Origin of the sequence: Brasilonema sennae CENA114 (genome assembly GCF_006968745.1) — a bacterium.
In the GTDB taxonomy this organism is placed as follows: Bacteria; Cyanobacteriota; Cyanobacteriia; order Cyanobacteriales; family Nostocaceae; genus Brasilonema; species Brasilonema sennae.
This window is the reverse complement of the sequence record NZ_CP030118.1, coordinates 476480-501958: the sequence shown is the minus strand read 5'-3', so window position 1 is coordinate 501958 and position 25479 is coordinate 476480. Positions and strand designations below refer to the sequence as shown.

The following is a 25479-nucleotide window of genomic DNA, read 5'->3' as shown; positions in this document are numbered from 1 at the left end:
GCAAGGCTTGCCTTGAGCGTAGTCCAAAGGGAAGGCTCTACGGAGCAAAACCGTTATGCGTAGAGGTGAGTCCAGTACTGTTCAAAGCAGCGTGGCACTTTGTGCCATAGTCCTGGTTTCCCTCACGCTTGTTCTGGCGAACCCGAAAGGGCGAACGAATTGAAATGGTAACTGCCCCATTGAAAGTACATCGCAAAAGTACACCGATTCAAGTAACCCCAAGGCGGTAATGGTTCCATAGATATTTAAACGGCTAAAAATAACGCCGCGTCATGTTTCCTCCGTCGTCTAAAGACGCACGGTTTCCACACTTTTGCGAGATCATCATGAAATAGCAACGCGCTTTGGCGCGTTGCGTACTTCTCTTGAATTATCATGGAAACAAAAACGGCCAAACTCCTTGATGGTAAAGCTTTAGCTAACAAAATTCAGCAAGAACTTTGTGCTGCGATTACACAATTGCAACCCAAAATAGGACGCCCGCCAGGTTTAGCAGTGCTGATGGTGGGTGATAACCCAGCCTCAGCAGCTTACGTACGGGGCAAAGAACGAGCTTGCCAGAAAGTGGGTATTGACTCTTTTGGCAAGCATTTTCCCACACAAACGACTCAAGCAGAACTAGAACAAGTGATTGCAGAACTCAATCATGATCAAAGAGTCGATGGTATTCTCGTGCAATTACCTTTACCTAACCACTTGGATGCTGTAACGCTTTTGCATCAAATCGCGCCAGACAAAGACGCTGATGGACTGCACCCAATTAACTTAGGGCGACTGGTGCGAGGAGAACCTGGTTTACGTAGCTGCACTCCAGCGGGAGTTATGCGGCTGTTGCAGGAATATGGTATTCCTTTGAGCGGAAAGCATGCGGTAGTGGTAGGACGCAGTATTTTGGTAGGCAAACCACTGGCTTTGATGCTGCTAGAGGCTGATGCGACTGTGACTGTGGCTCATTCGCGATCGCACTCTTTGCAGTCCATCACCACAAATGCTGATATTCTAATTGCAGCAGCAGGTCGTCCAGGACTCATTACTGCTGAGATGGTGAAACCGGGTGCTGTTGTGGTAGATGTAGGCATAAATCGTGTGACACACTCAAGCGGTGAAAGTCGTCTGGTTGGTGATGTCCACTTTGAGTCAATTGCTGGTGTTGCGGAATTTATCACACCAGTTCCCGGTGGTGTTGGTCCGATGACTGTAGCTATGTTGCTACAAAATACGGTGAATAGCTATAGCCAACGCTCCCATAGTTAGGAATATGTCATTTGTCATTTGTTAAAAACGTAACAAATGACGAATAACGAATGATGGATGACTCTTTCCCGTAAAATTGTTACGTATATAACACAACACTAAGGAATTTAAGAATGGTAACAGCTGATAACATTCAAAAAACTCCACAGCAAGCCAAATTTGACTTACGAGCTTATCTCAAAGAGCGACAAAACCTTTGTGAAGCTGCTTTGGATAAATCTATTTCCATCCGTTATCCAGAAAAGATTTACGAAGCAATGCGCTACTCGCTCATGGCTGGAGGTAAACGTTTGCGCCCTATTCTTTGCCTTGCGGCCTGTGAGATGATGGGTGGTACCATTGATATGGCAATGGCTACCGCTTGTGCTGTGGAGATGATCCACACAATGTCGCTCATTCACGACGACTTGCCAGCAATGGATAATGATGATTACCGTCGCGGTAAGTTGACAAATCACAAAGTTTATGGTGATGACATTGCGATTTTAGCTGGGGACGGGTTGTTAGCCTACGCATTTGAGTATGTAGTCACTCAGACTCATAATGTACCACTAGAGCGAGTTGTACAGGTTATTGCTCGTTTGGGTCATGCGACGGGAGCTACAGGCTTGGTTGGTGGTCAAGTGCTTGATTTAGAGTCAGAAGGAAAGACAGATATCTCGGTAGAAACGTTGAATTTCATTCATCGGCACAAAACAGGTGCTCTTTTAGAAGCTTGTGTTGTCTGTGGTGGGATAATAGCAGGAGCATCATCAACAGAAGTGCAGCGGCTGTCTCACTATTCCGAAAATATTGGGCTTGCTTTTCAAATTATTGATGACATTCTAGATATCACTCAAACCGACGAGCAATTGGGCAAAACTGCTGGTAAAGACCTACAGGCTCAAAAAGTGACGTATCCTAGTCTTTGGGGACTCGAAGAATCAAAACAAAAAGCTCAGCAGCTTGTAGAGGAAGCTTGTGCAGAATTAGAATCTTTTGGAGATAAAGCTTTGCCATTAAAGGAATTAGCACACTTTATCACGAGTCGTAAAAATTAAATAAATCATGAATGATGAATGATATAAGCAGGGCATTATATAATATGTCATTCAGAATTCATATCTCTGTTCATAATTCATCATTCACAACTCATAACTTTTCATCTGATCAAAATAGCATGCAGGATATAGGCGACATATTAGAAAACCGAGTGTTGTGGGTTGCTTTAGGAGCTTGTTTGATGGCTCAAGCATTAAAGCTTGTCATCGAACTACTCAAGAATCGTAAGCTAAATGTTAGAGTTTTAGTCACAACTGGAGGAATGCCTAGTGCACATTCTGCACTAGTAACAGCTCTTGCAACTGGAGTCGGGCAAACTCTTGGTTGGGGTTCTGCGGAATTTGCACTGGCAATGGTTTTTGCGATTATCGTCATGTATGACGCCGCAGGAGTTCGTCAAGCTGCTGGAAAGCAAGCCCGTATCCTTAATCAGATGATTGATGAATTGTTTCACGAACACCCAGAGTTTGATGGCGATCGCCTCAAAGAATTACTGGGACATACACCTGTCCAGGTGATTGTTGGTTCGGCGTTGGGTATAACTATCTCGTGGTTGGCTAAATCAACCGGCGTGTTGGTTGTCAGTCCATAATCAACCAAAAAACCTGACTGTATTTTGCTCCAAGCTACTGCAAACGCACAGATGAGCGCAGTAGCATAACTTTGCGACTATCTACAACTACGGCAAAAAAACCTCGTTCGCTCAACTTTTGCAGTGTGCTGTATGCTTCTTTTTGATTCGTCGTGTAAACCGCCAGCAAATAAGGACGTTCTCCGTAGGAAACAAAACCTACGTCTCCCTTAACGACTTCCCGTACTTTGTTCGCCATTTCAGGACGGTTATAGTAATCTACTAATACAGCCAAACCCTCTCCCAAACGTTCGGGTTTATAGCTGCTTACTGTCTGAGTAGGTGGTTTTTGTGTTGCGGTGGGCGGTTTTTGTGTTGCGGTGGGCGGTTTCTGTGCCACCGTAGAGGGTTTCTGTGCCACTTCTGATGACGGTCGAGTAGAGACAAAAGCAGATAACCCGACTATATTCTTGATATACCTCGCCCAACTATTAGCATCATCTATCTTGTTAAACCCACCAATTCGTGTGACTGTATTTTTGATATATCTACAAGTGCTTATCTTAGTGTTAGACGGTAAAGCTTGACGTAACTGCTTCTGATTCTCTGTAGTGGGACTACTGACTAACAAAAGATACTCACCCAAATTGGGAGGTTGACAGACAGGAATATTTTGTTGTTGAGCAGAAGCAGAATTGATGCTAGCACTTAACCCAACAATAGCTAGCAAGAAACTACTCACTAAAGTATTTGATATCTGAAATTTCTGAACAACACTCTTATACATAAACTTTTCTTAGTTTTTTGATAAAAATTAATGTATTTATAGGAATCCGGTTTGGTTTACGAAGTTACTAGTTGAGGTAGGGAACGCTTAACGCTTAACTGAGAAGATAAACTTTACTGAGTTCCGTTCAAAAATCAAATAGGAATCCTATAGTAGCTATTAGTCAGTAGTTTATAGTCCAATAACTAATGACCCTTCGGGTTCGCCAGATGCCTGGCTGTCGGGAAAACGCCACATGCTATCTCCCAAGGGGAGACGCAATCATGCGAACAAGCCGGGAAACCCGGACGCCAGACGCCTACGGAGGGAGACCCTCCTGCAGCGCGGGCTCTCCAACGCAGTGGCTCCCCTCCCGCAGCACTGGTCTCACTAATGACTAATTATCATACATTAAGATACGGCAGCCAGAGATGCCAAAGCATCAGGAATTTCTGGTGAAGGAGCTTGAAATTCGCCTGTCAGGACATATTCTAATCGAAGTTTCAGCCAGGTAATAAATTGGGGATTCGTGGAGATAATCGCTACTGCTGGCTGGGGGCATTTTGCCTTCGCTTGTGACATTTGGGATGCTTCCAGAAAAGCTGGTTGCTTAACCACCCAAAAATCAATTTCTTTTTCTTGTTCGTGGTAGTGACGAGTGCGTTCCTTGAGAACTTCCTCCATCGGTTCTTGTTCCAGGAGAAACCGTTGACTCGCCAAAATGTAATAATATGTTTGCATTTTCATCCTTTGTTAATCTAGTTATTGTGTAGGACACAGAGGATTGCGCTGTGTCCTACACAATAACTAAAATATAGAGTACCTGATTTAGGAATGGAACGGACAACCACCTTCCTGCTGTTCGCCAGTTGTTTGTTTTTGACCGTTTGTTAGCTTTTTGAGAAACAGACTGTTGTCGAAGTAGTGTTCAATAGAAAGAACTTTCAAATCATCAGTAACACGCGCCAAGCTTATACCGATGACCTCTACTGTCTCTCCTGTTGGTGTATAGTCCTTGTATGAACCATTAAAAGTTCCCCAGTGTCGCCATTTAAATGTAACATTTGGTGGACCCGAATAAACCTCAAGCACTTCCCACAGAAATCCTTGGGGAAATGCTGTATGGAAAAGGTTGGCTGATGATTCAAAGTCTTCCTCAGAAGCCTTGTATTCTTCTGTATCACCAATAAATAAATTATAAGTGCCAGCCTTGACCACATCTGACGCTGTATAAGCAGGACCACCATTACTACTCATACGAAACTGTTCGTTCACAACCGACAACCACTGCTGTGGATTGGTTTTGAACGATGCTTCCATTTCAAAAGTTCTGACTAAGTTTTGGACAATTGCCTCTAGTGAACCTTCGGCGTAGTTGTATGTACTTTGTTTCGCAAGATTTTCTTTTGAGCGAGAGTAATCTGGAGGGGTTTGATAGCGCCACTGGGCGTCAGGACTATGTGCGATCACTGTGTCTCTATCTTGTACCCAAACTGGAGTATCGTTCGACTGTGTTGCGCTCATAATAAATTATGGTCAGAAAATAATCTCTGTCTTGAACATACCAAAGACTTTTTGGATTTACGCAGTCGAACCCCAAAATCGTTATATTATACTGTTAGTTGCTTGCTGATTGTTGTTATAGTTGACCCCGCATTGCTAATTTCATCTCACGGACTGCTCTTTCCATACCAACAAGTGCGGCGCGGCTAACAATCGTGTGCCCAATATTTAGTTCTTCCATCCCTGGCAAATTAGCGAGAGAATAGACGTTCCAGTAAGTGAGTCCATGTCCAGCATTCACTCGTAGCCCTGCATTTATTGCTTGCTCACACCCTTTGGATAGCAAGGCTAATTCCTGCTCGCGGCTAGTTTCATCCTTAGCCTCAGCATATTGCCCAGTGTGTAGCTCAATAAACTTTGCTTGCACCTTGACAGATGCTTCTATTTGTGCTAATTCAGCGTCAATAAATAGACTGACAGGAATACCAGCGCTTTGCAATTTATCAACTACCTGTCCTATTCTATCAATCTGACCAGCAATATCTAGTCCGCCTTCTGTGGTGACTTCTTCTCGCTTTTCGGGTACTAAAGTAACGTAATCGGGTTTGATATCCAGGGCAATACCAACCATTTCATCTGTCGCCGCCATCTCCAAATTCAGATGCGTTCTCACTGTTTGTCGTAACAGACGCACATCCCGTTCTTGAATATGTCGCCTATCTTCCCGTAAATGCGCCGTAATACCATCTGCACCAGCTAATTCTGCTAGTACCGCCGCCGCCACAGGATCTGGTTCCACCGTCCGCCGCGCTTGGCGAATCGTGGCGATGTGGTCAATGTTTACACCAAGTGTAGGCAACTTGATTATCTCCCTATACACAGTCCTCAGGTTTTGATTTTACCAGGGAATAGAGGTTGGAAGGTGAGTGGGGCGATAGCTAGCCCCTAAGGGGCAAAGCTCGCCGGGGGGAGTATCCCCCCGGCAGACTTTGGCGCTGCGCAAACGCTGCTGCGCTCCGCGCAGATCGCCTGTTTTCATTTTGCACTCACCTCGTCCGAATTATGAGGTTAAGGTTTTGAGTTCTGAGGTGATAGAAACGGAATACTAGAGCGAGCGCCTGATAATATCTTTCTTGTATTAGGCTTTTCTGTCTTAGGGCATTTCAACAGACAATGAAATTACCACTGGGGTTCGACTGCGTACCATCTGAGAAATGACCTCGAAAAAACCGAATCCACGTTTAATTTCTGCATTTCTAAAAATCGATGAAAAAATTTAAACTTTTGGATACTGTCGCCCTACTCAACCCAGTTTCAATTGAGCGATTAAGTTTGGTAGAACCGGATTACACTTCTATCAAAAGTTTACCAAGTGGACAAGTCGGAACGATTGTAGAAGTGTATGAAGAAGCAGAAGAATATCATTATTTAGTGGAATTTGCTGACACCCAAGGGCGTGAATATGCAATGGCTACTTTGAAAGCAGATGAGCTTTTACTTTTGCAATATGAACTTACTGTTGCTTGACTTTCTTTAATTTTGGCAAACAATTCTTACTCTCCAAGAAAGCATTGCTCTTATATTTTTAGAATATTTTTCAATATTTTGTGGGCACTGCCTACTCTACGAACTTAATTTTGTTAACTTAGAGTCTAGGTTATTTTTAATAGCTTTTTAAGTAAAGCAATTGGTTCCAATTATGGATGTGATTCATGTTAACGATGCACAACAGCACCTTGATGCTGTCATCAATGAAAGTGCACAATCTCACACACCAGTCATAATTACTGGTAATCAAAATCAAGCGGTACTTGTTGCTCTTGAGGACTGGAACGCAATTCAAGAAACGTTGTACATACTGCAAGTACCTGGAATGCGAGAGGATCTCCTTGAAGGAATGCGTACTCCTCTTGAGGAATGTGTGACCAAACAGGAGCTTGATTGGTAGTGTGGGAATTACGCTTTACCAAACGAGCACAGAGGTAGGGTGGGCATTGCCCTTCAAAAAGTATACTTTATAACAATAATCTGATAGGGCAATGCCCACGAAAATTATTAATATTACCCAATATGTCCCAATATCGTCGCTCCTATGTCCCAGGTGGAACTGTTTTCCTAACTCTGGTGACTTACTACCGCACACCTCTATTTTCCGAGCCAGAAAACATCTCTCGCTTGCGGACTGCTGTCGCCAAGACACGGACTGAAAAACCCTTTGAAATTACTGCAGGAGTCATTTTACCCAACCATATTCATTTCCTGTGGACGTTACCATCTGATGATTTAGATTACTCGCAACGAGTCTCCCGGTTAAAAGTTCTGTTTACAAGATTGCTACGGGGTAAAAAGTCATTACCTCAAAATGTTTCAGCTTCGCGACGCAAACACCGAGAAAGTAATGTCTGGCAACGTCGGTTCTGGGAACACACTATTCGTGATGAAATAGATCTAGCAAGGCATTTGGATTACATCCATTACAATCCAGTTAAACATGGGTTAGTATCCTGTCCCCACTTATGGGAGTATTCCAGTTTTCACAGATGGGTAAAAAAAGGCGGATATCAAGCTGATTGGGCTTGTAGCTGTTGTGGTAAAAAGCCCCAAGTTCCAAATTTCGCTGAGATGGTATTTGGTGAATAAGAGTAAGGTGGGCATTGCTCTTAATCTTTTAGAACATATTGCAAGATTTCGTAAGCAATGCCCACCCTACGGGCGATCGCACTTTTAGCAAGCGCGAGATATTCCTAGACAAAGAGGTAGGGTGGGCATTGCCCAAAATATTGAAATCTATCAAGAATAGAGTAATGCCCACCTTACAGGCGATAGCTAGCCCCTAAGGGGCAAAGCTCGCCGGGGGGAGTATCCCCCCGGCGAGCTTTGGCGCTGCGCAAACGCTGCTGCCTTCGGCAGATCGCATTTATTAAGGTGGGCAAAAATTAAATCCGGGAGTTGCAACTAGCTTTTTTGTGGTGTGTTTTGCCCACCCTACGGGCTTATTGAGAATTATGCAATCTATACTGTTTGACGAAATTTTTCCAAAATCCGGAAAATTGCACAGTCACATTGTATAAATTCTAAAACAAAAACCCTTCATGACCCAGTTATGCCGCCAGACTACTCCGGTCAAAATCTCCGAGGGCGCTCCTTTAAAGGTCAAAATCTGACTGGAGCAAACTTTAGCAAAGCAGATATTAGAGGAGCAAATTTTAGCAACGCTATTCTCAAAGATGCTAACTTCCGAGGTGCTAAGGCTGGGTTACAGAGACATCAGGTAATTGGATTGCTCATAATCTCATGGCTGCTGTCAGGATTATCAGGGTTTTTGTCAATCATTACTGGTAGATTTGTACCATTTGCAGTATTTTTTTTTGACACTACCACCCTTGATTACATCATCGCTAGTGTAATCTGCCTAATTGCGCTTCCAGTCTTTTTTACTGTCACTATTCGCAAGGGTTTAACAGTAAGTTTAGGAACCTCTGCCGCTGCCGCCGTTTTTACTGTCATCGCAGCCTTTGCTCTTTACATTGCTTTCGTCTCCATTAAAGCCATTGCCTTCACTGGAGTTTTTGCCCTCGTCTTTGCTGGAGCCTTTGCAATTAACTTTGCCATCGCCTTCGTCATCACCTTCGCTGTTGCCATCGCCGGAACCTTCGCTGGAGTGATCGCTGGAGTCATCGTCGTCACCCTAGCTATCGCCTTTGCCGCCCTTCCTTTCGCCATCGCTATCACCGTTGCCGTTGCCTTCGTACTGTTTAGCGCTTACATTGGCTGGCGTAGTCTAGCTGGAGATAAAAAATATACCTGGGTTCGCTTATTTGCCATCGCCTTTGCTGCTACAGGTGGAACCAGTTTTCGTAATGCTGATTTAACCGATGCTGATTTTACTGGTGCAACTCTGAAAAACACAGATTTACGAAAAGCTAACCTGACACGGACTCGTTTTTATAAGGCAAAAAAACTTGACTTTGCCAGAGTCGGCGACACCATATTAACTAACCGAGATGTTCTCTATTTGCTCGTCACTGGCAATGGTCGAGGAAAATCCTATGTTGGTGCTGACCTTAAAGGTGCAAATCTCATCAGCGCTGACTTGAAAGACGCTAATCTCAAAGACGCTGATATTAGTGAAGCTACCTTTCAAGGAGCTTGTTTAGAGTCGACAAACTTGACTCTCACTCAAGCTGTTGGCACTGATTTTACCAGCGCTCACATGACTGGTGCTTGTGTGAAAGCGTGGAATATTGAAAGTACAACCAAGTTAGATAATGTCGATTGTCGCTTTATCTATCTTCTAGAAAAACCCAAACCTGAAACCGATGATCGCGAACGCCGTCCGAGTAGTGGCGAATTTCAACCAGGAGAATTTACCAAGCTGTTTGAAGAAGTTTTAACTACCGTTGATTTAATTTTCCGCGACGGCATAAACTGGAAAGCTTTTGCTGCGGCTTTCAAAAAAGTGCAAGTGGAAAATGCAGACACGGAACTCGCTATCCAGAGTATTGAAAACAAAGGTGATGGCGTTGTCGTCGTTAAGGTTAACGTGCCTCTTGATGCCGATAAAGAAAAGATTCATAGTGATTTTACACAAAATTATCAACTAGCACTTCAAGCTGTAGAAGAAAAATATAAAGCACAATTACAAGCTAAAGATGAGCAGATAGTCATCTATCGCCAACAAAGTGGAGACATGAAAGAGATTATTAGCTTATTAGCGAGTAAGCCTGTTAATGTTCAAGTTGACAATAAACTAGAGAATAAAAATATGACTAACAGTAATGATGGCAGCCGCAAAATCGAAATTGGCAGTGTTGGCGGAGATTTTAATGCCAGCGGACAAGCTTTGAATTTCGGTGAAATTGATATTAGCGGTGTGGTAACAAATACCATCAACCAATTACCAGAGTCTCCGGAATCAGAAAAACCAGGAATTAAGGAATTGTTGACGCAATTGCAAGAAGCAATTGAGGCTGAGACAGACTTAAGCCAAGAAGATAAAGCTGAGGCATTAGAACAAGTGAAAGCTTTAGCAGAAGCTGGAAAAAATCCTCAAGAAGGGGCGATGCAAAAGGGAGCGAAAACAGCTATGAAAATTTTAAAAGGCACGGTTGCTGGCTTACCGAGTGCAGCAACATTAGTTGAGGCGTGTAGTAAACTTTTGCCACTGATTTCAAAGTTTCTGGGTTTAGGCTGAGTATAAAGCTTTTCATACGAAATTGTGTTCACAAACCTCCATCCCCTCTCCTTTATAAGGAGAGGGGTGCCCGTAGGGCGGGGTGAGGTAATACGTATGAATGCAACGCGCGTATCAGTTGCTTACACCATACGAAAGTAGAAGCTAATTTCACTCCTAACTTTCCCGATATCCGGATTATTGAATTAGTGAATGAGTATCTGAGGCAAACCCTTCGGGCATATACGGACGATCGCACTTCCCCTCAGCCCTACGAACAACACCATTGTTCGTTTCCTAATGCATATGCACATACTCGTTTATTAGTCAAGCTCCAGTGAACAATTTATTGAGATAAGAGAATTGTTCACTTCAACGCAGGATGATCGAAAATTTAGACAGCTGGACAACTAGAATTTAATCCATTAAAAAAAAGTTGTCGTCTTTTTGACGAAAAACAATTTTTGATTTTTGTTTTTTTATTTTATGAGTTTGTCTGATTTTCCCAATCTCTGGGTACCTTTGGCGCTTTTAGGGTTAATTATCATTGCTGCTGTCTTTTTCAGCCGCAGCAGCTAATATCATGTTGCTGGCATACTAAAAAAGTGAAGTTCGCCGGGAAAGTCGGGGAGGAAGGATAACTGTTGGTTTTTGACTAAGTACTAATAACTAATGATCAAAGAAATAACTAATCACTCCTATTGGAGGTTAAAATAAATCCCGATTGTCTCCCAAAATTTTAAAAGTTTCATGATCTCCAGCAACGATTTTCGACCCGGTGTTTCGATAGTATTAGATGGGTCCGTATGGCGTGTGGTGGAATTCCTCCACGTTAAGCCAGGAAAAGGTTCTGCTTTTGTGCGGACGAAATTGAAAAATGTTCAAAGTGGAAGCGTGGTGGAAAAAACTTTCCGCGCAGGTGAAACAGTTCCCCAAGCTAACCTGGAAAAAAGCACAATGCAACATACCTATAAAGAAGGTGACGAATACGTCTTTATGGATATGGAAACATATGAAGAAGGCAGATTGAGCGCCTCACAGATTGGCGATCGCGTAAAATACCTCAAAGAAGGTATGGAAGCCAATGTTGTTCGCTGGGGCGACCAAGTCCTGGAAGTGGAACTGCCTAACTCCGTAGTATTGGAAATTGTGCAAACAGATCCAGGTGTTAAGGGTGACACTGCTACTGGTGGTTCTAAGCCTGCAACTTTGGAAACGGGAGCAATGGTGATGGTTCCTTTGTTTATTTCTCAAGGAGAACGCATCCGTATAGACACCCGTGACGATAAATACCTTGGCAGGGAGTAACTTTCTTCTCACCTCTAGATGCAAATCCCGATTTTCATCTATGACAGGGATTTCCATCCCTGCCTAACTATACAAATTCATTTCAAAAGATAAAGTCTCTGTACGATCTAATTGCATGAGGTAAGGAAAGCTGTGCCATTGGACTTTAATGAAATCCGCCAACTGTTGACAACCATCGCACAAACGGACATTGCAGAAGTCACGCTCAAAAGTGACGATTTTGAACTCACAGTTCGTAAGGCTGTAAGCGTTCCTCCAATGTTGTCAGCAGCACCTCAAGGGGCGTTAGGGGCGGTTGGTACACCGAACACACCAGTTCCACCGCCTATTCCGTTAGTAATGTCGCCTCCGACAGTGACGGTAACCCCGCCAAACCGCCCCACTGACAGTAATACTTCTGGCGTACACTCACCACCGATTGGTTCCTCTGTTATAGAACAGAAGTTTGTGGAAATCCCTTCCCCAATGGTGGGGACGTTTTATCGTGCGCCGAGTCCAGGCGAAGCACCATTTGTGCAAGTGGGCGATCGCATTCGGAGCGGTCAAGCAGTATGTATCATAGAAGCCATGAAACTGATGAATGAAATTGAAGCCGAAGTATCCGGACAAGTCATAGAAATTCTCGTACAAAACGGTGAACCAGTAGAATATGGTCAACCTTTGATGCGAATTAACCCAGATTAAGTATTAATCTATATATCGATGCCTAGTTGTTAAATTTTTAATGAGTCCTTACGGGTCTGCCCTGATGAAACAAGCGTTGCCTGTACCGCCAGAAGTCGTGCAACAAGTGGCTGAATACTTCAGCCTCTTGAGTGAACCTATGCGCCTACGGCTGTTGCATTTGCTGCGAGATGAAGAAAAATGCGTGCAAGAATTGGTAGAGGCAACACAGACTTCTCAGGCTAATGTATCAAAACACTTGAAGGTCATGTGGCAAGCGGGAATCCTTAGTCGTCGCAGTGAAGGAACCTGTGCCTATTACCGAGTTGAAGATGAAATGATTTTTGAATTGTGTAACAGGGTTTGCGATCGACTCGCCTCCAGGTTAGAACAGCAAGCCCGTAATTTTCGGTTCTTAAATACCAAGTAATTCTTGAGAAAAACGGGCTAGCCCCTTAGGGGGCGCACTCTCGGACGGCCCGCTACGCTAACAAAATGCAGAACACACAACACAAGATAACTCCACGAGCGAGTCCGCGCTTATTCAGTATTAAACTGAACTTAGTTTGCTGCAAAGTACTAAACAAAGCGAATAGACTGATGTCTTAGTATTTACTTTATATTTGGAACACTTAAAACAGAAAGTGAGATTGTGCCCACATAATCACCTTTGTGTCAATGCTTAACTTAGAGATGTTATTCTAGATGGTTAAGGCAAAGTAATGCAAAATCAAACCCAATCGGACAGATATCTGTGGAGAAGCATTTCCCTTTAACGACTGTAGGGGCACTTGCTGTGAATTCTCATGGACAAGTCTTAATAGTCAAAACGACCAAGTGGCGAGGCACATGGGGTGTACCGGGAGGTAAAGTGGAATGGGGCGAAACGCTAGAAGCTGCAGTTAAAAGAGAGTTTCGAGAAGAAGTCGGTTTAGAGTTGACTGACGTACGCTTTGGGTTACTACAAGAAGCAGTTCTAGATTCACAATTTGTGCGGGAAGCCCATTTCATTATGGTGAACTACTACGCGTTCTCGAAGGGCGAAACCATCACACCCAACGAAGAAATTGAGGAATGGGCATGGGTGACTCCCCAAAGGGCAACAGAGTATCCTCTTAATACGTACACCCATGTATTGATTTTGGATTATCTGCAAAAGCAAATCGACAAGTTATATCACAATAAAGTTCAAGAACAATGCTAAAAAAAGCGCTCGTAACCGGATCGTCGGGAGGAATTGGACGGGCGATCGCCCTCAAGCTAGCAAGTCAAGGATTTGATATCGCATTTCACTATAACCGTAGTGCAGAAGCAGCCAGCAAAGCTAGTGAGGAAGCAGCGACTTATGGAGTTAAAGCGATCGCCCTCCAAGCAGATGTTACCAATCCTGATCAAGCTAAGTCCTTGGTAGAAAATGCAGCCAAAGAACTTGGTGGCTTGTCAGTTGTTGTTAATAATGTGGGCAATTTCCTCTACAAACTAACTAGCGAAACATCAGTAGAAGAGTGGCAGGAAGTTCTTGACTCCAATCTTAATGCCACTTTTTACATCACTCAAGCCGCACTTCCCCATCTCAAGGCAGCTAATTGGGGACGCATCGTTAATTTCGCTTGTGCTAGTGCCCAGAATCTGGTCGCGCGGCAGAAAGATACAGGTTATATCATCGCTAAAACTGGTATAATCATCTATACCAAATCTTTAGCTCAGGAGCTAATTACAGACAATATTACTGCTAATGTGGTGTCCCCAGGAGTCGTAGAAAATTCCATTGGTTTGGAAGAAACTACTCCCAAGCTACCGACAAAACGACCGGCAACCTTAGAAGAAATGAGTAATGCAGTTTGTTTTTTTATTAGTCCCGAGGCAGATTACATTACAGGACAAATTTTGGAGGTATCGGGGGGTTGGAAATTGTAGTAGAAAATGAGTTAGTTTGTGCAATTTAATACTTTTTAGACAGTAAGAAGATTAATAGTTCGATGGTGCGAAATCTTTGCCTATTTTGGCAAGATAACCACGAATGCTGTAGTAAAAAGTCTTAAAAATAAGTTGAAGCTGGTTAAATGGTCTGTTTATGGGTTTAGAAACTATTGAATGTTCTAAACTCATAACTCCATTGTATTAACTTATAGAAGTTTTCTGTGATTTTTACGGAGCTTCGTACACCTTTGTTCCTTCTTCTGTGTTGCGTGTTTCCCTTCGGGTGTGCGCAGAGCGCACGCCTTACGCCAGTCTCCGAATCTCCTACAAAGACGCACTCGCTTTCGTGACGGAGACCGCCCTATGCCCTGCGGGCACGCTGAGTCCCAAGGGGACACGCGCAAGGGACGCTAACGGGTTCGCCACTTTGCCAATCTCCTGCACCAGACGCACTCGCTTTAGTGACGGGAACCGCCCCTACGGGGTTCACCAGTCACCTGCGGAGGGAAACCCTCCCGCACTGCTGGTTCACCAAGACGGCAAGTGGACTCACCAAGACGGGGGCTGGTCTCACCTGTTAAGCATCTCTAGTTGATGATTCACAAAAATCTTTGGAGGGTTGCTATTGTTTTTCAACAACTAGTTTGGCATCACAGGTACTAAAAGTACTCAAAAACTTAGAATTCTTATCCTTCACTAACTAAACTTAAAAAATGCTTACTCTCGAAGATATTTACAATATTTATGCAAAGCATCAAGATTCATTCAATGCCAAAGTTGAAGAATTTACAATTGGAAACAAGCACTTGAATTTTAATTCTAGACAAGCAATTTTAGGAGTCGTTAATCTTTCCACTGATTCTTGGTATAAGAATAGCATTTGTTACAGTCCTGAACAAGCGATCCGTCGTGGAGTAGTCTTAACAAAGCAAGGTGCTGATATTATCGACATTGGTACTGAGTCTACAGGCGCAACAGCAGCAAGAGTTGAAGATTTTCAACAAAAAAGTCAACTTCTACCTGTTCTGAAAACTTTTGATCAAGAAGGTGTCTTGACTTCAATTGAAACCTATTATCCGGAAGTAGCTAGAGAATGTTTACGGGCAGGGGCAAATGTCATCAACTTAACTGGAGGTGAGAACAGTCAAGACATTTATCGAGCGGTTTCTGAGTTCGACGCAGGAATTATTATCTGTTATCTTCAGGGAAAAAATGCTAGAGAGGTTGGTGAGTTTACGTTTACTGAAGACCCAATAGATTTAGTATATGATTATTTTGCCAACGAGATAGAAACAGCTACTAAACTAGGTGTAAGAAAAATATTTATTGATCCAGGAATGGGTTTTGGATATCAAAATTTCTACTACCAACACAAGTCGCTGCGAACTCGATATCAGATCAAAACCTTATTAAATTCTTTTAGGCTGAGAAAGTTGGGGTTCCCAGTTTGCAATATAGTTCCTACTGCGCTGGAATGTTTTGGAGAAGAATTCAGAAGTTCTCAGGCTTTTACGGCAGTTCTAGCAATATTGGGAAAAAGCGATCTACTAAGAACTCATGAAGTTCCTAAAGTGAAAGGAGTTTTAGATACTCTCAGTTTATTTTAAAGTCTTAGAAAATCAGAAATAACCGTAGAGGAACCAGCAAGAAATCATTCATTGCTTGTTAATGTCAATCGTTTAACAAACTTTGAGATTGGTTTGATCAAAGATTTGACTGTCAAGATTATAATCTTTTCATATTTGATGGTAAGTTATTAGGAATCTCCCTAAGCAGCGAATCTGTCAAATTTTATGGCGATTGGAAATCAAGATCGATATAAGAGTGCAGTTAACCACTACTTATCTCCCAAAAGGAAAGATAGCGTCAAAAGCGAATGGGAGGAACCATTCTCACGCACCGTGATAGGTCAGGCTATCCAAAAACTACAACAGACATACTCTCCTAAATCATTACGGATTATGGATTTTGGATCTGGAATAGGTGGAGGATTGGTTTTGGTTCAGAATGCTTTAGATGATATCGGACTCGACGGTAGAGATCTCTACTATTTAGGTTTGGATAACAGCTTGGAAATGGTTAAAGTAGCCAAAGAAAAGTGGGCAGACACTCCCAATGTCAATTTTCTAGAAACTGATTTTAGGTTGAACATTCCAGACCAACCAACAGAAATTTATTTATCTTGCGGAGTTCCCTATTCCCATCTCACTAAAGAAGAAAGCCGACATACATTAGAAAATATATTTAAGGCTATTAAAAAAAATAAAACCCAATCTCTAGTAGTTGTTGATGTTTTAGGACGATACTCCATAGAATGGGTATCACAGTGGGATCAAAGCCGTTGGGCTTATCGAATGAGCTTTTTAGCAGAAGGGCAAGAGCAAGAATCCATGATGATGACCTGCTACTACAGTCCAGAACTAAAGCAAATGATCCATGAAGCTGCCCAACAGGCAAATTGTAACATTTCTAGTCTTGAGTTTTTTGATCGATCAATGATGGTCGGACGTCATACATCAACCCGAGAATATAATCCTGCTATCCCCCCCTATCGGGAAGTGATCAACTCTTTGTACAAATCTGAGGAAATAACAGACTTTCAAGAATTGCTCTTTCGGTGTGAATTGCCTATAGCACCATCTCCTGTGAACCAGTTCTTCAATAAGTTTTCTCAAATGTGGAATCAGTTGGTTCTCGAAGCGGCGGAATTTTGTGGGGAACATCTTGGAGAACATCTTAATGTTATACATCAGATTTCATTGCCAGAACCAGTGGCAGGATTGAAACAAGAATTATCACGGCTTCAAGAAAGTAACTCTGACCTCCATTTTCGTGCCAATATTGTTGAACCAACTTTGGCTAAGTATTTGTGTCGCTTGGAATCAAATACACAGCCCGGTTTGGGAGTAGGTCATACCTTGATTGCCATACTTTATGTGAATGGAGAAGACTAATCTGAAGTGGGCTTTTTCATCTGAGGTTAAGGGAACAGTCAAGAAGGAAAAAGGTATATCTAGTTGACCAAAAATCAAATAGGAGTCCTATATTGCCTTTTTTAGTAGTTTTGTCTTTTTTTACTCTTAACTATCAGTAACGATGTAAATATTTGATTGTTACGTTGACTGAATGTGTGCAAGACTTAGTTTTAAAAACTTGCATGGACTTTCTTTGCATTTTCGGAGGAACCCAGGTGTCAAAAACTGTGACAATCTTTAAATTCAACAGAGTTATTTTTCTGTGAAAAATTATGAATATACTGGATCGATATTTTGATGCTGTCATCTTTGATATGGATGACTTAATACTTGATAATGGCTCGTGGTACAAGTATGCATATCAATATGCAGCTCACGAATTAGGTTATTTTATCAGTGATGAATGTTATGCTCAACTCTTAGGAATTCCTCATGCTGAATGCGATAAAATATTGAGTAAAACTTTTGGAGAAGAGTTTTCCGTCGAAATTTTCAATAAAGTTTTACAACAGCAATATCAGGAAACGCTAAACAAAAAAGGCGTGAAGTTTAGAGATGGATTTGAAACATTGTTCTCTTATTTAGAAAAACAAGGGGTTTCTATAGGTTTGGCAACTAGTTCAACTTGGAAACACGTAGAAATGCATCTGAGTCAAACCCGTTATTTACAAGCCTTCGATGTGATTTGTACCGCCGATCAGATCCAACGAGGAAAACCCGATCCTGAAATTTACACCTTAGCAAGTCGTTGTATGAACCGTCAGCCAAAGAATATAGTAGTATTTGAAGATTCAAATAACGGTATCAGATCTGCGATCGCTGCTGGATGTATGGCTATTATGGTTCCTAATCAAGCATTACCAGACGAGGACGTGAAGGAAAAAGCCCTCCTGGTTTTATCTAGTTTGGCTGATGCGATTCCATTAATGTATTAAGAATACAAAGGATACATCGATTTCTTCGTACATCCATTTCGCACGTTTACGCTGCAGGAGACGTCGCAAATCCCAGAGATCCTTGTCTTGCAACTGCGGTAGCTCACAGTGCAATTGCAGCACGCAGTTTGGAACAGGACTTACGACATGATCCCTAGTTCTGCTAAGCAGGAAATGTATTTGTTGGCTTAACTGACCAAACTCACTCCAGAACAATCAACTTTTTGAACGAGTTGGGAGATCGGCATCCCTGAGACGGGTTCTATCCAATCAGGAGCAATTTCTGCTAATGGTACCAAAACAAAAGCTCTTTCTGTCATCCGTGGATGAGGGATTTGCAGATCAGGTGTTTCTAGAATTAACTCATCAAACAGAAGTACATCCAAATCTAGGGTTCTTGGTCCCCAACGTTCTTGACGTACTCTACCAAACTCTTGTTCAATTCCCAGCATAGTCTCTAACAATTTCTGGGGACTTAACTGCACCTCTAATAGGGCGCAGCCATTGAGATAATCTGGTTGTGATGGTCCAATTGGTTTTGTTCTATACCAACTGGAATGTGATTTGACCGTAATATCTGGAGTGTGCTCCAGTTCTTCTAGGGCAGCTTCTAAGATGGCTTGGGAATTACCAAGGTTACTCCCGAGAGCGATCGCACTAACAGAATGCTGTGTCATTGCAAGTTTTTCAAAAGTTTAAGACGATAGCACTTATTTTTAGAGTTTAGACTAGTTTTGCTTATCAAACAGCCAAACCCTTATTCACACAGACTTTCCTGATTTTTAGGCGTGTTTGGATTCCCAACTCTAAAATGCTTGCTACTTCGCCTTATACCCCTGTGTTTCTTCAAATGGATAATTTGTCGAAGATCATATTCTTGCCCAACGCTTGATTGATCATTATTGCGAATAACTCATCTAAAGGAATTCCCACTTTGTTCGCCGTACAGGCAACCACCGCGTTGTGGTCAAAAATACAAAACAACCCAGCTTCTAAGAACCAAGGTTGTCCCTGTGGGTCGATTCGGAAGTCAAATAAACTATAATGGCGACAGCCCAAAGCCAAATGACACTTCTTAACTTCTTGCTGAACCTTTTGGGTGATCGGGTCATTAACATCTACAATCCAACCAGGGACATAGTTCTTAGCAGTTGAAGCCAAGTCGCCCTCGATGGGTATCTTGAATTTGTCAGTATAGCTGCGGATGGGTCTGACTTCGGGGTCTATCTGATACTCTTCCATGGGTAAACCGATGAGTTCCCCATCTTTGACAATGGCACCGCATCTGACTTCTCGACCGGCTTCAATGAATGTCTCTACGATCACCTCCGAAGCAAATTCAAATGCTTTCTTCAGGGCAGCATCATAGTCAGCAACTTCTTTGACTAAGGACACCCCTAAAGAGTTGTCGGCATTTGCGGGTTTGATGACTACTGGAGGTGTAATTGTGGGAACGTCTCCTTTGCGGAGCACTTCTCCAGAAGGAACTTTGACCCCAGCTGCTGCGACAATTGCTTTGGTTTTGGCTTTGTGAGCTGTTAATGCCATCAGATCCGGAGTATTCCCTATGTAAGGGATCTTAAGCAAGTCAAATAGTGCGCGGTACTCAATCATTCCAGGCAGACAAAACATTTGTGGCAACATAACGTCAATGTTTTGCGCTGTTATAAACTCTATAGCTTCTAACAGAGAAAGCGGTTTGGCGACAGCAATATCTTCAAGACTCAGAGAGGAAGGAAATCGCCACAGGCCATCAGGTGTGATGTATGCAATTAAAAATTCGTAGCGCGATGGATTTGCCGTAGCTACCAGACAGCTATGGGCGTAATTGCGTGACAATTCACGGTAAAAATCACTAGATGGAGACCCTGCTACATGAAGGATACGAAGTACTGACATGATTCATCTTCTTAGGCACTGTTATACAGGATATATTAAAAAAAGAATTCAGCAAGTCCTGATTCAGGAGTTAGAATCACTTCCGCCCTTGGATTTAGACAAGGCAGCTTTTGGGTAAGAAGCAACAACCCAAAACGTGCCGCCCATACTCCTCCCTTGCGTCGCACAGAATTCATTCTGACTTCTGGCGACTGACGCCTCTGTTCTTCTGATAATTTTGACAACAAGCCCTAAGCAGTAAATATTTCAGGTGTCTAAACTCCAGTAAGATGGTATTTATTACCCCAAAAGTCCGTTTATATACTGAGTGAATAGAAAAAACTATAAACAACATTGCAAAAGTAACAATTGCCACTCTTATGGGAAAGGGGAAAGGTTTTTTGATAATTCTTTCCCCCTTTGCCTTTACCCCTTATGCTCCGGATAGGAACTGCTCACCCGTTATAAGTTATAGTAATCTGTTGAAGAATTCTAAAAAAATTCATCCCCCAGTTGAAACCGAGGGATGAAACCATTTACCTGACCTAAAGTGAATAATTTTTATTAAAGCTTTCACGTGTCAATGGCTGTTCTAACTCCAGACCTTCGCCGCCTAAAGTTTCTAAAGGTTTGCCGTTTACTTCAATGTAGACTTTGGCATTCTTATCTACAGCCGTAGCGGTGTAGACAACTTGTCCCACACGACCCATCATTGAAGAACTTCCACCTCCACTTTCAAATTCTTCTGATAAATTGACATGGACACCATCACTTGCTGCCTTAACACCTAGTAGCTTTGTTCCTTGTGGAATTGTGGTAGTTTCGCTACTTTCTGTTGGTCCAGCTAATAACTGTTGGAAAGCTCCTTCTAAAACATCGTTAGGCGACTTCCCAAGAGCTTTGACTTGAACTGTTTGGGGAACCAACTTAAACCCACTACCTGTATCTTGCAGCCAAAAAACTTCAGCTTTTTGCTCAGCAGTCAACTGGTTTGTTGATGCTGGAGGTTGACTTAGTGCTGGAACAGGGATTTGTACAGGGGGATTATTAGGAGGATTCTTAGAAATATTATTATCGGGTTTGCTGGCAAAAAAAGCTATACCACCACCCACTGCAATAACCGCTGCTGTTATAGCTGCAATAATACCTGGAGATAAACGGTTAGATCCTTGCTGTTCTTTCATATTGAAAACCTACCTTTAGGCTGAAATAGTATTTGTATGAGGAGAAGCCTGGTTAACGACGATACTTATAAACTAGGGGTTTCCAAAAACCTAGAAGATGGCTCTACTCGCAAAAATGCGGCAATCTCTAACTCTTCTGGTTTCATATTCAATTTTAGGATTCGTACTTGTAGACCGTCACCTTCCAGATTGCTTAAATCCAATCGTTTGTTGAGATTGTTCACAACTGTGTTGACAAATTGAGGTGGAACCTGTTCTCCATTGGCTGCCACAATTGGGTTAACTAACTGGATATTCCTGCCACCAACGATACGAAATCCTGATTCCACCCTAATTGACAAGGGCTTATCCAGACTTCTATCCTGTAATTCTACTTGGGCACTCAAGCGGTTGTCGGCTAAAAATTTTACATTTGGATTGGTAAAATGATAGACAGAATTCTTCTGCGCTGTGTTTAAAGAACCGCCTGTGTTAATTTTTAGCTTTTGTAACATCACCATAAATTGAGGTGATTGTATGAGTTTATTAATATCCTGTTGAGTTAACACCAAACGGACACCAGCTTGTAAAGGTCGTTTGAATAATGGTCGTTTTTTTCCCAGACTGCGCGGTTCTAATTCAATTGCATCAGTTTCCAATTCTAAAGCTGCAATACGAATGTCTTGCCACTTCTTGAGTTGCAAAGAACGCCCTGCAACACGCACTTTTTCTACCTTGCCTTGCAGCAATTGGTGAGTAGGGGCATTGTCAACTCGCACTTGCAATTGTTCTACCTGAGCCAACTGAGAACGGATAGCATTTTCAGCAGTCTGATCAGCCACCAGTCCAACCGGAGTCACTAACCCTAACAAGCCAGATACAAGGAGTATGAAGAATTCCATGTTTTCGTTTGTGATAGTGGTATTCAGTTACCAGTTACCAGTTATCAGTTATCAGTTACCAGTTACCAGTTACCAGTTACAACAGAAAATACGGGTCTGTTTCTTTTGTTAACTGTTCACTGTTAAGTGTTCACTGACTCCGCTGTTCACTGTTCACCGATTGAATCCACTGATTTAGTGTAGATACAACGTCAGCGATCGCAATTTCGTGTGACTTTCGACTTTTTCGTTCCACAACTTCGACTTTGCCATTGGCGATCGCTCGTCCGGTGACAATTCTGTATGGAATCCCAATCAAATCTGCATCTTTGAATTTTACTCCTGCCCGTTCATTCCGGTCATCAAGCAAGGTTTCAACTCCGGCTTGATTAAGTTGGGTGTAGAGTTTTTCAGCGATCTCCACTTGTTGGGCGTCGTTGATGTTAGGAATCGTGATAATCGCGTGATAAGGTGCGATCGCCACTGGCCAAATAATTCCATCTTTGTCGTAAGATTGCTCTACAGCAGCTTGAGCCAAGCGTGAGACACCCACACCGTAGCAACCCATGAGTAGAGGTTTCTCTTCACCCTGTTCGTTGGTAAAAGTTGCACCCATTGCTATGGAATACTTAGTGCCCAGTTGAAATATGTGACCTACCTCGATCCCACGAGCACTTTCTAGGGTTTGCTCTGGGTTGTGCTTTGCGCGATCACCTGGTCTAGCTTTGCGCACATCCACGGCAAACTCTGGTAACTTAACTTGCTCACCCCAATTTGCCCCGACGACGTGGTAGCCAGATTCATTGGCACCCGTGACAAAGTTTTTTAAATCAGTTGCTGTTTTATCGACCAAACGTAAAAAGCCTGGTGCTATATTCTTCACAGATTTAATATAATCATCCGCAACATCAGGAGCAATGTAACCCAAGGGCAAAGGCTTACTAGCCCATTTTGCTTGAGCTTCTGTATCTGGTACTGCAAGTTTAATCACCGTTTTCGCATCGTACTTCGGAGCTAACTTTGTCAATTCATTTTGTAACTTGACATCATTAACTTCTTGGTCACCTCGGATGCTCACCAGCACTAATACTGATGTTCCATTATCAAAAATTGTTTCGTAAAGAACGTTTTTCACAAGTTGGGTGGAGGAACATTTCAAAAATTCACAGACTTTCTCAATTGTTTCCGTCCCTGGTGTTTCTCGTTTTTCGTAATTGGTAAATGCAGAGGGTTGCGCGTCCGGTGGTAAAGAAACTGCTTTTTCTACGTTAGCCGCGTATTGCCCATCTTTAGTGTAGAGGACTTCATCTTCGCCTGCTTCCGCCAGCACCATAAATTCTTGAGAAGCAGAACCACCTATTGCACCAGAATCGGCTTGCACGTCACGAAAAGCCAAGCCAGACCGCCGCAGTATATTACTGTAGGCGATGTGCATATCCTGATATGTTTTTTCTAGACTTTCTTCATCTACGTTGAAGGAGTAAGCATCCTTCATGATGAATTCTCGTCCGCGCATCAAACCAAAACGGGGGCGAATTTCATCACGGAACTTAGTTTGAATTTGGTAGAGCAGCTGTGGTAGCTGACGATAGGAACGAATCATATCACGAGCAATTGTCGTGATGACTTCCTCGTGAGTTGGTCCTAGGGCTTGTTCCTGGTCGCGACGATCTTTGAGGGAGAACATGATACCCTCAGCTTTGGTGTAGGTGTCCCAGCGTCCAGACTCCTTCCACAAGTCAGCCGGTTGAAGTTGGGGTAAGAGACATTCTTGTGCGCCAGCGGCGTTCATTTCTTCCCGCACAATTTGGGAGACTTTTTGCAGTACTCGCCACATGAGCGGAAGATAGGCATAGACACCGCTACCGATGCGACGAATGTATCCTGCACGAAGCAAAAGTTTATGACTGGGAATTTCAGCATCTGCTGGATCATCCCTGAGTGTGAGAAATAACATTTGTGACAGTCGCATCGTTTGTCCCCTTTCCAAATTCGATCATCTCTATTTCAGTTACAGTTTAAAATGAAGGCTTGCAACTTCAGGAGCATTTTTACCTTGCCTGATGTCGTTTATCAAGCACAGCCACCCCTAGAATTTATCCCTCCAGCGCTAGACCCCTGGTTTTTACGACTTTGCCAGTTGTTCCTACCCAGCTTAATACACTGGAGAACGGCAATTAGTCATATTGAAGCAGACAACCCGGAAGTTTTGCTGGATCTTTATCGCCAGTTTCAGGATCGCAAAATCCGTTTTTTAATCGCATTTCGTCATCCCAAGGCAGAAGATCCACTTTGTCTTGTGTACTTGCTTTCCCACATTTTGCCAAAGCTAGCACGACACAAGGGTGTAGTGCTACAGCCTCCGATTCACGCTCATTTTATCTACGACCGGGGAATTCCTTTATGGGCTGGTTCTTACATTGGGTGGGTTGCTTCACGCTTGGGTGGGACGCCTATCGTCCGAGGTAAGGCAGATTGGACGGGGTTACGATCAGCGCGTGATTTGTTTGCCAATGGTCAGTTCCCGATGGCGGCTGCACCAGAAGGAGCCACGAATGGTCTTTCAGAAATTGTCAACCCATTGGAACCCGGCATTGCTCAACTCGGCTTTTGGTGTGCTGAAGATTTGCACAAAGACAATCGACATGAGCAGGTTTTTATTGTACCAGTTGGAATTAAATATAGTTACGTTTCGGCTCCTTGGAATGCGATCGCCAAACTTTTAACCGAATTGGAAGCTGCTTGCGGTTTAGCCGTAGACACACAAAGCCACTCACAACAGAGCAGTTTCGACTCTCTCTATCCACGGTTATTTCGTTTAGGCGAACATTTACTGTCTTTGATGGAAAAGTTTTACACGCGGTTTTATCATCAAAAACTCCCTGTGCAAGAAGAAGCAAAAGATGTCAATGAACTGTTGGCATCTCGTCTCAATGCTTTGTTAAATATTGTGTTACAAGTTGCAGAACAGTATTTTGACTTACAACCCAAAGGAAATTTTAATGATCGCTGTCGTCGCGTAGAACAGGCTGGCTGGAATTATATTTTTCGTGAAGAATTTAAGGATGTCAAAGCACTGTCACCTTTAGAACGTGCTTTAGGCGATCGCATCGCCGAAGAAGCTAATTTACGAATGTGGCACATGAGGCTGGTGGAAAATTTGGTTGCTGTCACAGGTAAATACGTACGAGAAAAACCCACACCAGAACGCTTTGCGGAGACAACCTTACTGATATGGAGTATGGTGACTAAAATCAGAGGCGGTAGCCCCTCACATTACCGAACACTTGGCAAGCAAGAGGTAAAAATAACAATAGGTGAGCCAATATCTGTTTCTGAACGTTATCCGGCTTATCAGGCAAATCGTCAAGCTGCAAGACAAGCGGTTGCTGATTTGACGAAGGATTTACAGCTGGCGATGGAGGATTTGATAAGGTAGTGTTCCGCT

General features: G+C 42.9%; 26 protein-coding genes. 17 read left to right on the top strand and 9 right to left on the bottom strand.

The genetic code is table 11. From position 1 onward, the window contains the following. The first annotated feature begins 375 nt into the window (after window positions 1-375). From folD to DP114_RS02065, 3 genes are all read left to right on the top strand, one after another. Window positions 376-1254 (top strand): bifunctional methylenetetrahydrofolate dehydrogenase/methenyltetrahydrofolate cyclohydrolase FolD, encoded by an 879-nt coding sequence (folD, locus tag DP114_RS02075; protein WP_169264260.1) that lies wholly within the window; start codon window positions 376-378, stop codon window positions 1252-1254. Window positions 1255-1367: 113 nt separating this feature from the next. Next, a complete protein-coding gene (gene crtE, locus DP114_RS02070) occupies window positions 1368-2294 on the top strand; it encodes a geranylgeranyl diphosphate synthase CrtE (RefSeq protein ID WP_169264261.1) in 927 nt (308 codons plus the stop codon). 119 nt (window positions 2295-2413) lie between these two features. Next, window positions 2414-2887 carry a divergent PAP2 family protein gene (locus tag DP114_RS02065; protein ID WP_169264262.1) on the top strand — a complete coding sequence of 158 codons (474 nt, stop codon included), beginning with the start codon at window positions 2414-2416 and terminating at the stop codon, window positions 2885-2887. Between the two features lie 34 nt (window positions 2888-2921). Here DP114_RS02065 and DP114_RS02060 read toward each other — a convergent pair whose 3' ends face one another. The 4 genes from DP114_RS02060 to DP114_RS02045 all read right to left on the bottom strand — a co-directional run bounded on the left by DP114_RS02060 (window position 2922) and on the right by DP114_RS02045 (window position 5994). Then, the gene (locus DP114_RS02060) at window positions 2922-3653 is read right to left on the bottom strand and encodes a hypothetical protein (protein ID WP_171975318.1); all 732 of its coding nucleotides are present in this window, start codon (window positions 3651-3653) and stop codon (window positions 2922-2924) included. Window positions 3654-4043: 390 nt separating this feature from the next. Continuing rightward, complete coding sequence (locus DP114_RS02055; protein ID WP_171975317.1) at window positions 4044-4373, bottom strand: MgPME-cyclase complex family protein; 330 nt, start codon at window positions 4371-4373, stop codon at window positions 4044-4046. Window positions 4374-4460: 87 nt separating this feature from the next. Next, window positions 4461-5156 (bottom strand): nuclear transport factor 2 family protein, encoded by a 696-nt coding sequence (locus DP114_RS02050; RefSeq protein WP_169265097.1) that lies wholly within the window; start codon window positions 5154-5156, stop codon window positions 4461-4463. A 115-nt stretch (window positions 5157-5271) separates the two neighbouring features. Next, on the bottom strand, window positions 5272-5994 hold the full coding sequence (locus DP114_RS02045) for a pyridoxine 5'-phosphate synthase (protein WP_171975316.1): 723 nt from the start codon (window positions 5992-5994) through the stop codon (window positions 5272-5274). Between the two features lie 407 nt (window positions 5995-6401). Here DP114_RS02045 and DP114_RS02040 point away from each other — a divergent pair, with 407 nt between their 5' ends. From DP114_RS02040 to DP114_RS01980, 13 genes are all read left to right on the top strand, one after another. After that, window positions 6402-6662: a DUF4926 domain-containing protein gene (locus tag DP114_RS02040; protein ID WP_169265099.1), complete on the top strand. Its 261-nt coding sequence runs from the start codon at window positions 6402-6404 to the stop codon at window positions 6660-6662. A gap of 172 nt (window positions 6663-6834) precedes the next feature. Beyond that, the gene (locus DP114_RS02035; protein WP_169265100.1) at window positions 6835-7083 is read left to right on the top strand and encodes a type II toxin-antitoxin system Phd/YefM family antitoxin; all 249 of its coding nucleotides are present in this window, start codon (window positions 6835-6837) and stop codon (window positions 7081-7083) included. A gap of 122 nt (window positions 7084-7205) precedes the next feature. Further along, a complete protein-coding gene (locus DP114_RS02030; protein WP_171975315.1) occupies window positions 7206-7775 on the top strand; it encodes an REP-associated tyrosine transposase in 570 nt (189 codons plus the stop codon). A 463-nt stretch (window positions 7776-8238) separates the two neighbouring features. After that, window positions 8239-10329 (top strand): pentapeptide repeat-containing protein, encoded by a 2091-nt coding sequence (locus DP114_RS02025; RefSeq protein ID WP_171975314.1) that lies wholly within the window; start codon window positions 8239-8241, stop codon window positions 10327-10329. A 729-nt stretch (window positions 10330-11058) separates the two neighbouring features. Further along, a complete protein-coding gene (gene efp / locus DP114_RS02020) occupies window positions 11059-11616 on the top strand; it encodes an elongation factor P (protein ID WP_169265103.1) in 558 nt (185 codons plus the stop codon). A gap of 132 nt (window positions 11617-11748) precedes the next feature. Next, entirely contained in the window at window positions 11749-12300 is a 552-nt protein-coding gene (gene accB / locus DP114_RS02015) for an acetyl-CoA carboxylase biotin carboxyl carrier protein (protein WP_171975313.1), read from the top strand. Window positions 12301-12364: 64 nt separating this feature from the next. Then, a complete protein-coding gene (locus DP114_RS02010) occupies window positions 12365-12709 on the top strand; it encodes an ArsR/SmtB family transcription factor (RefSeq protein WP_169265138.1) in 345 nt (114 codons plus the stop codon). Between the two features lie 324 nt (window positions 12710-13033). Next, entirely contained in the window at window positions 13034-13483 is a 450-nt protein-coding gene (locus tag DP114_RS02005; RefSeq protein ID WP_169265105.1) for an NUDIX domain-containing protein, read from the top strand. Next, window positions 13477-14196: a bifunctional dihydropteridine reductase/dihydrofolate reductase TmpR gene (gene tmpR / locus DP114_RS02000; protein ID WP_169265106.1), complete on the top strand. Its 720-nt coding sequence runs from the start codon at window positions 13477-13479 to the stop codon at window positions 14194-14196. Before DP114_RS02005 ends, tmpR begins: the two co-directional genes overlap by 7 nt. A 54-nt stretch (window positions 14197-14250) precedes the next feature. After that, window positions 14251-14373, top strand: a complete 123-nt coding sequence (locus DP114_RS36200; RefSeq protein ID WP_169265139.1) for a transposase — start codon at window positions 14251-14253, stop codon at window positions 14371-14373. A gap of 539 nt (window positions 14374-14912) precedes the next feature. Then, a complete protein-coding gene (locus DP114_RS01990) occupies window positions 14913-15806 on the top strand; it encodes a dihydropteroate synthase (RefSeq protein ID WP_169265107.1) in 894 nt (297 codons plus the stop codon). A gap of 186 nt (window positions 15807-15992) precedes the next feature. Continuing rightward, entirely contained in the window at window positions 15993-17153 is a 1161-nt protein-coding gene (locus DP114_RS01985; protein ID WP_169265108.1) for a class I SAM-dependent methyltransferase, read from the top strand. A gap of 293 nt (window positions 17154-17446) precedes the next feature. Beyond that, a complete protein-coding gene (locus tag DP114_RS01980) occupies window positions 17447-18109 on the top strand; it encodes an HAD family hydrolase (RefSeq protein WP_169265109.1) in 663 nt (220 codons plus the stop codon). 188 nt (window positions 18110-18297) lie between these two features. On the opposite strand, the gene folK is transcribed toward DP114_RS01980, so the two are convergent. From folK to DP114_RS01955, 5 genes are all read right to left on the bottom strand, one after another. After that, entirely contained in the window at window positions 18298-18786 is a 489-nt protein-coding gene (gene folK, locus DP114_RS01975; RefSeq protein ID WP_171975312.1) for a 2-amino-4-hydroxy-6-hydroxymethyldihydropteridine diphosphokinase, read from the bottom strand. 169 nt (window positions 18787-18955) lie between these two features. Then, a complete protein-coding gene (locus tag DP114_RS01970) occupies window positions 18956-20008 on the bottom strand; it encodes a D-alanine--D-alanine ligase family protein (RefSeq protein ID WP_171975311.1) in 1053 nt (350 codons plus the stop codon). A gap of 524 nt (window positions 20009-20532) precedes the next feature. Further along, complete coding sequence (locus tag DP114_RS01965) at window positions 20533-21171, bottom strand: GerMN domain-containing protein (protein WP_169265112.1); 639 nt, start codon at window positions 21169-21171, stop codon at window positions 20533-20535. Window positions 21172-21236: 65 nt separating this feature from the next. Beyond that, window positions 21237-22052, bottom strand: a complete 816-nt coding sequence (locus tag DP114_RS01960; RefSeq protein WP_169265113.1) for an LmeA family phospholipid-binding protein — start codon at window positions 22050-22052, stop codon at window positions 21237-21239. 130 nt (window positions 22053-22182) lie between these two features. Then, window positions 22183-24003: a proline--tRNA ligase gene (locus DP114_RS01955; protein ID WP_246163029.1), complete on the bottom strand. Its 1821-nt coding sequence runs from the start codon at window positions 24001-24003 to the stop codon at window positions 22183-22185. Window positions 24004-24087: 84 nt separating this feature from the next. Between DP114_RS01955 and DP114_RS01950 the strand changes: the two genes are divergently transcribed. Further along, window positions 24088-25470 carry a 1-acyl-sn-glycerol-3-phosphate acyltransferase gene (locus tag DP114_RS01950; protein WP_171975310.1) on the top strand — a complete coding sequence of 461 codons (1383 nt, stop codon included), beginning with the start codon at window positions 24088-24090 and terminating at the stop codon, window positions 25468-25470. Window positions 25471-25479 lie beyond the last annotated feature (9 nt).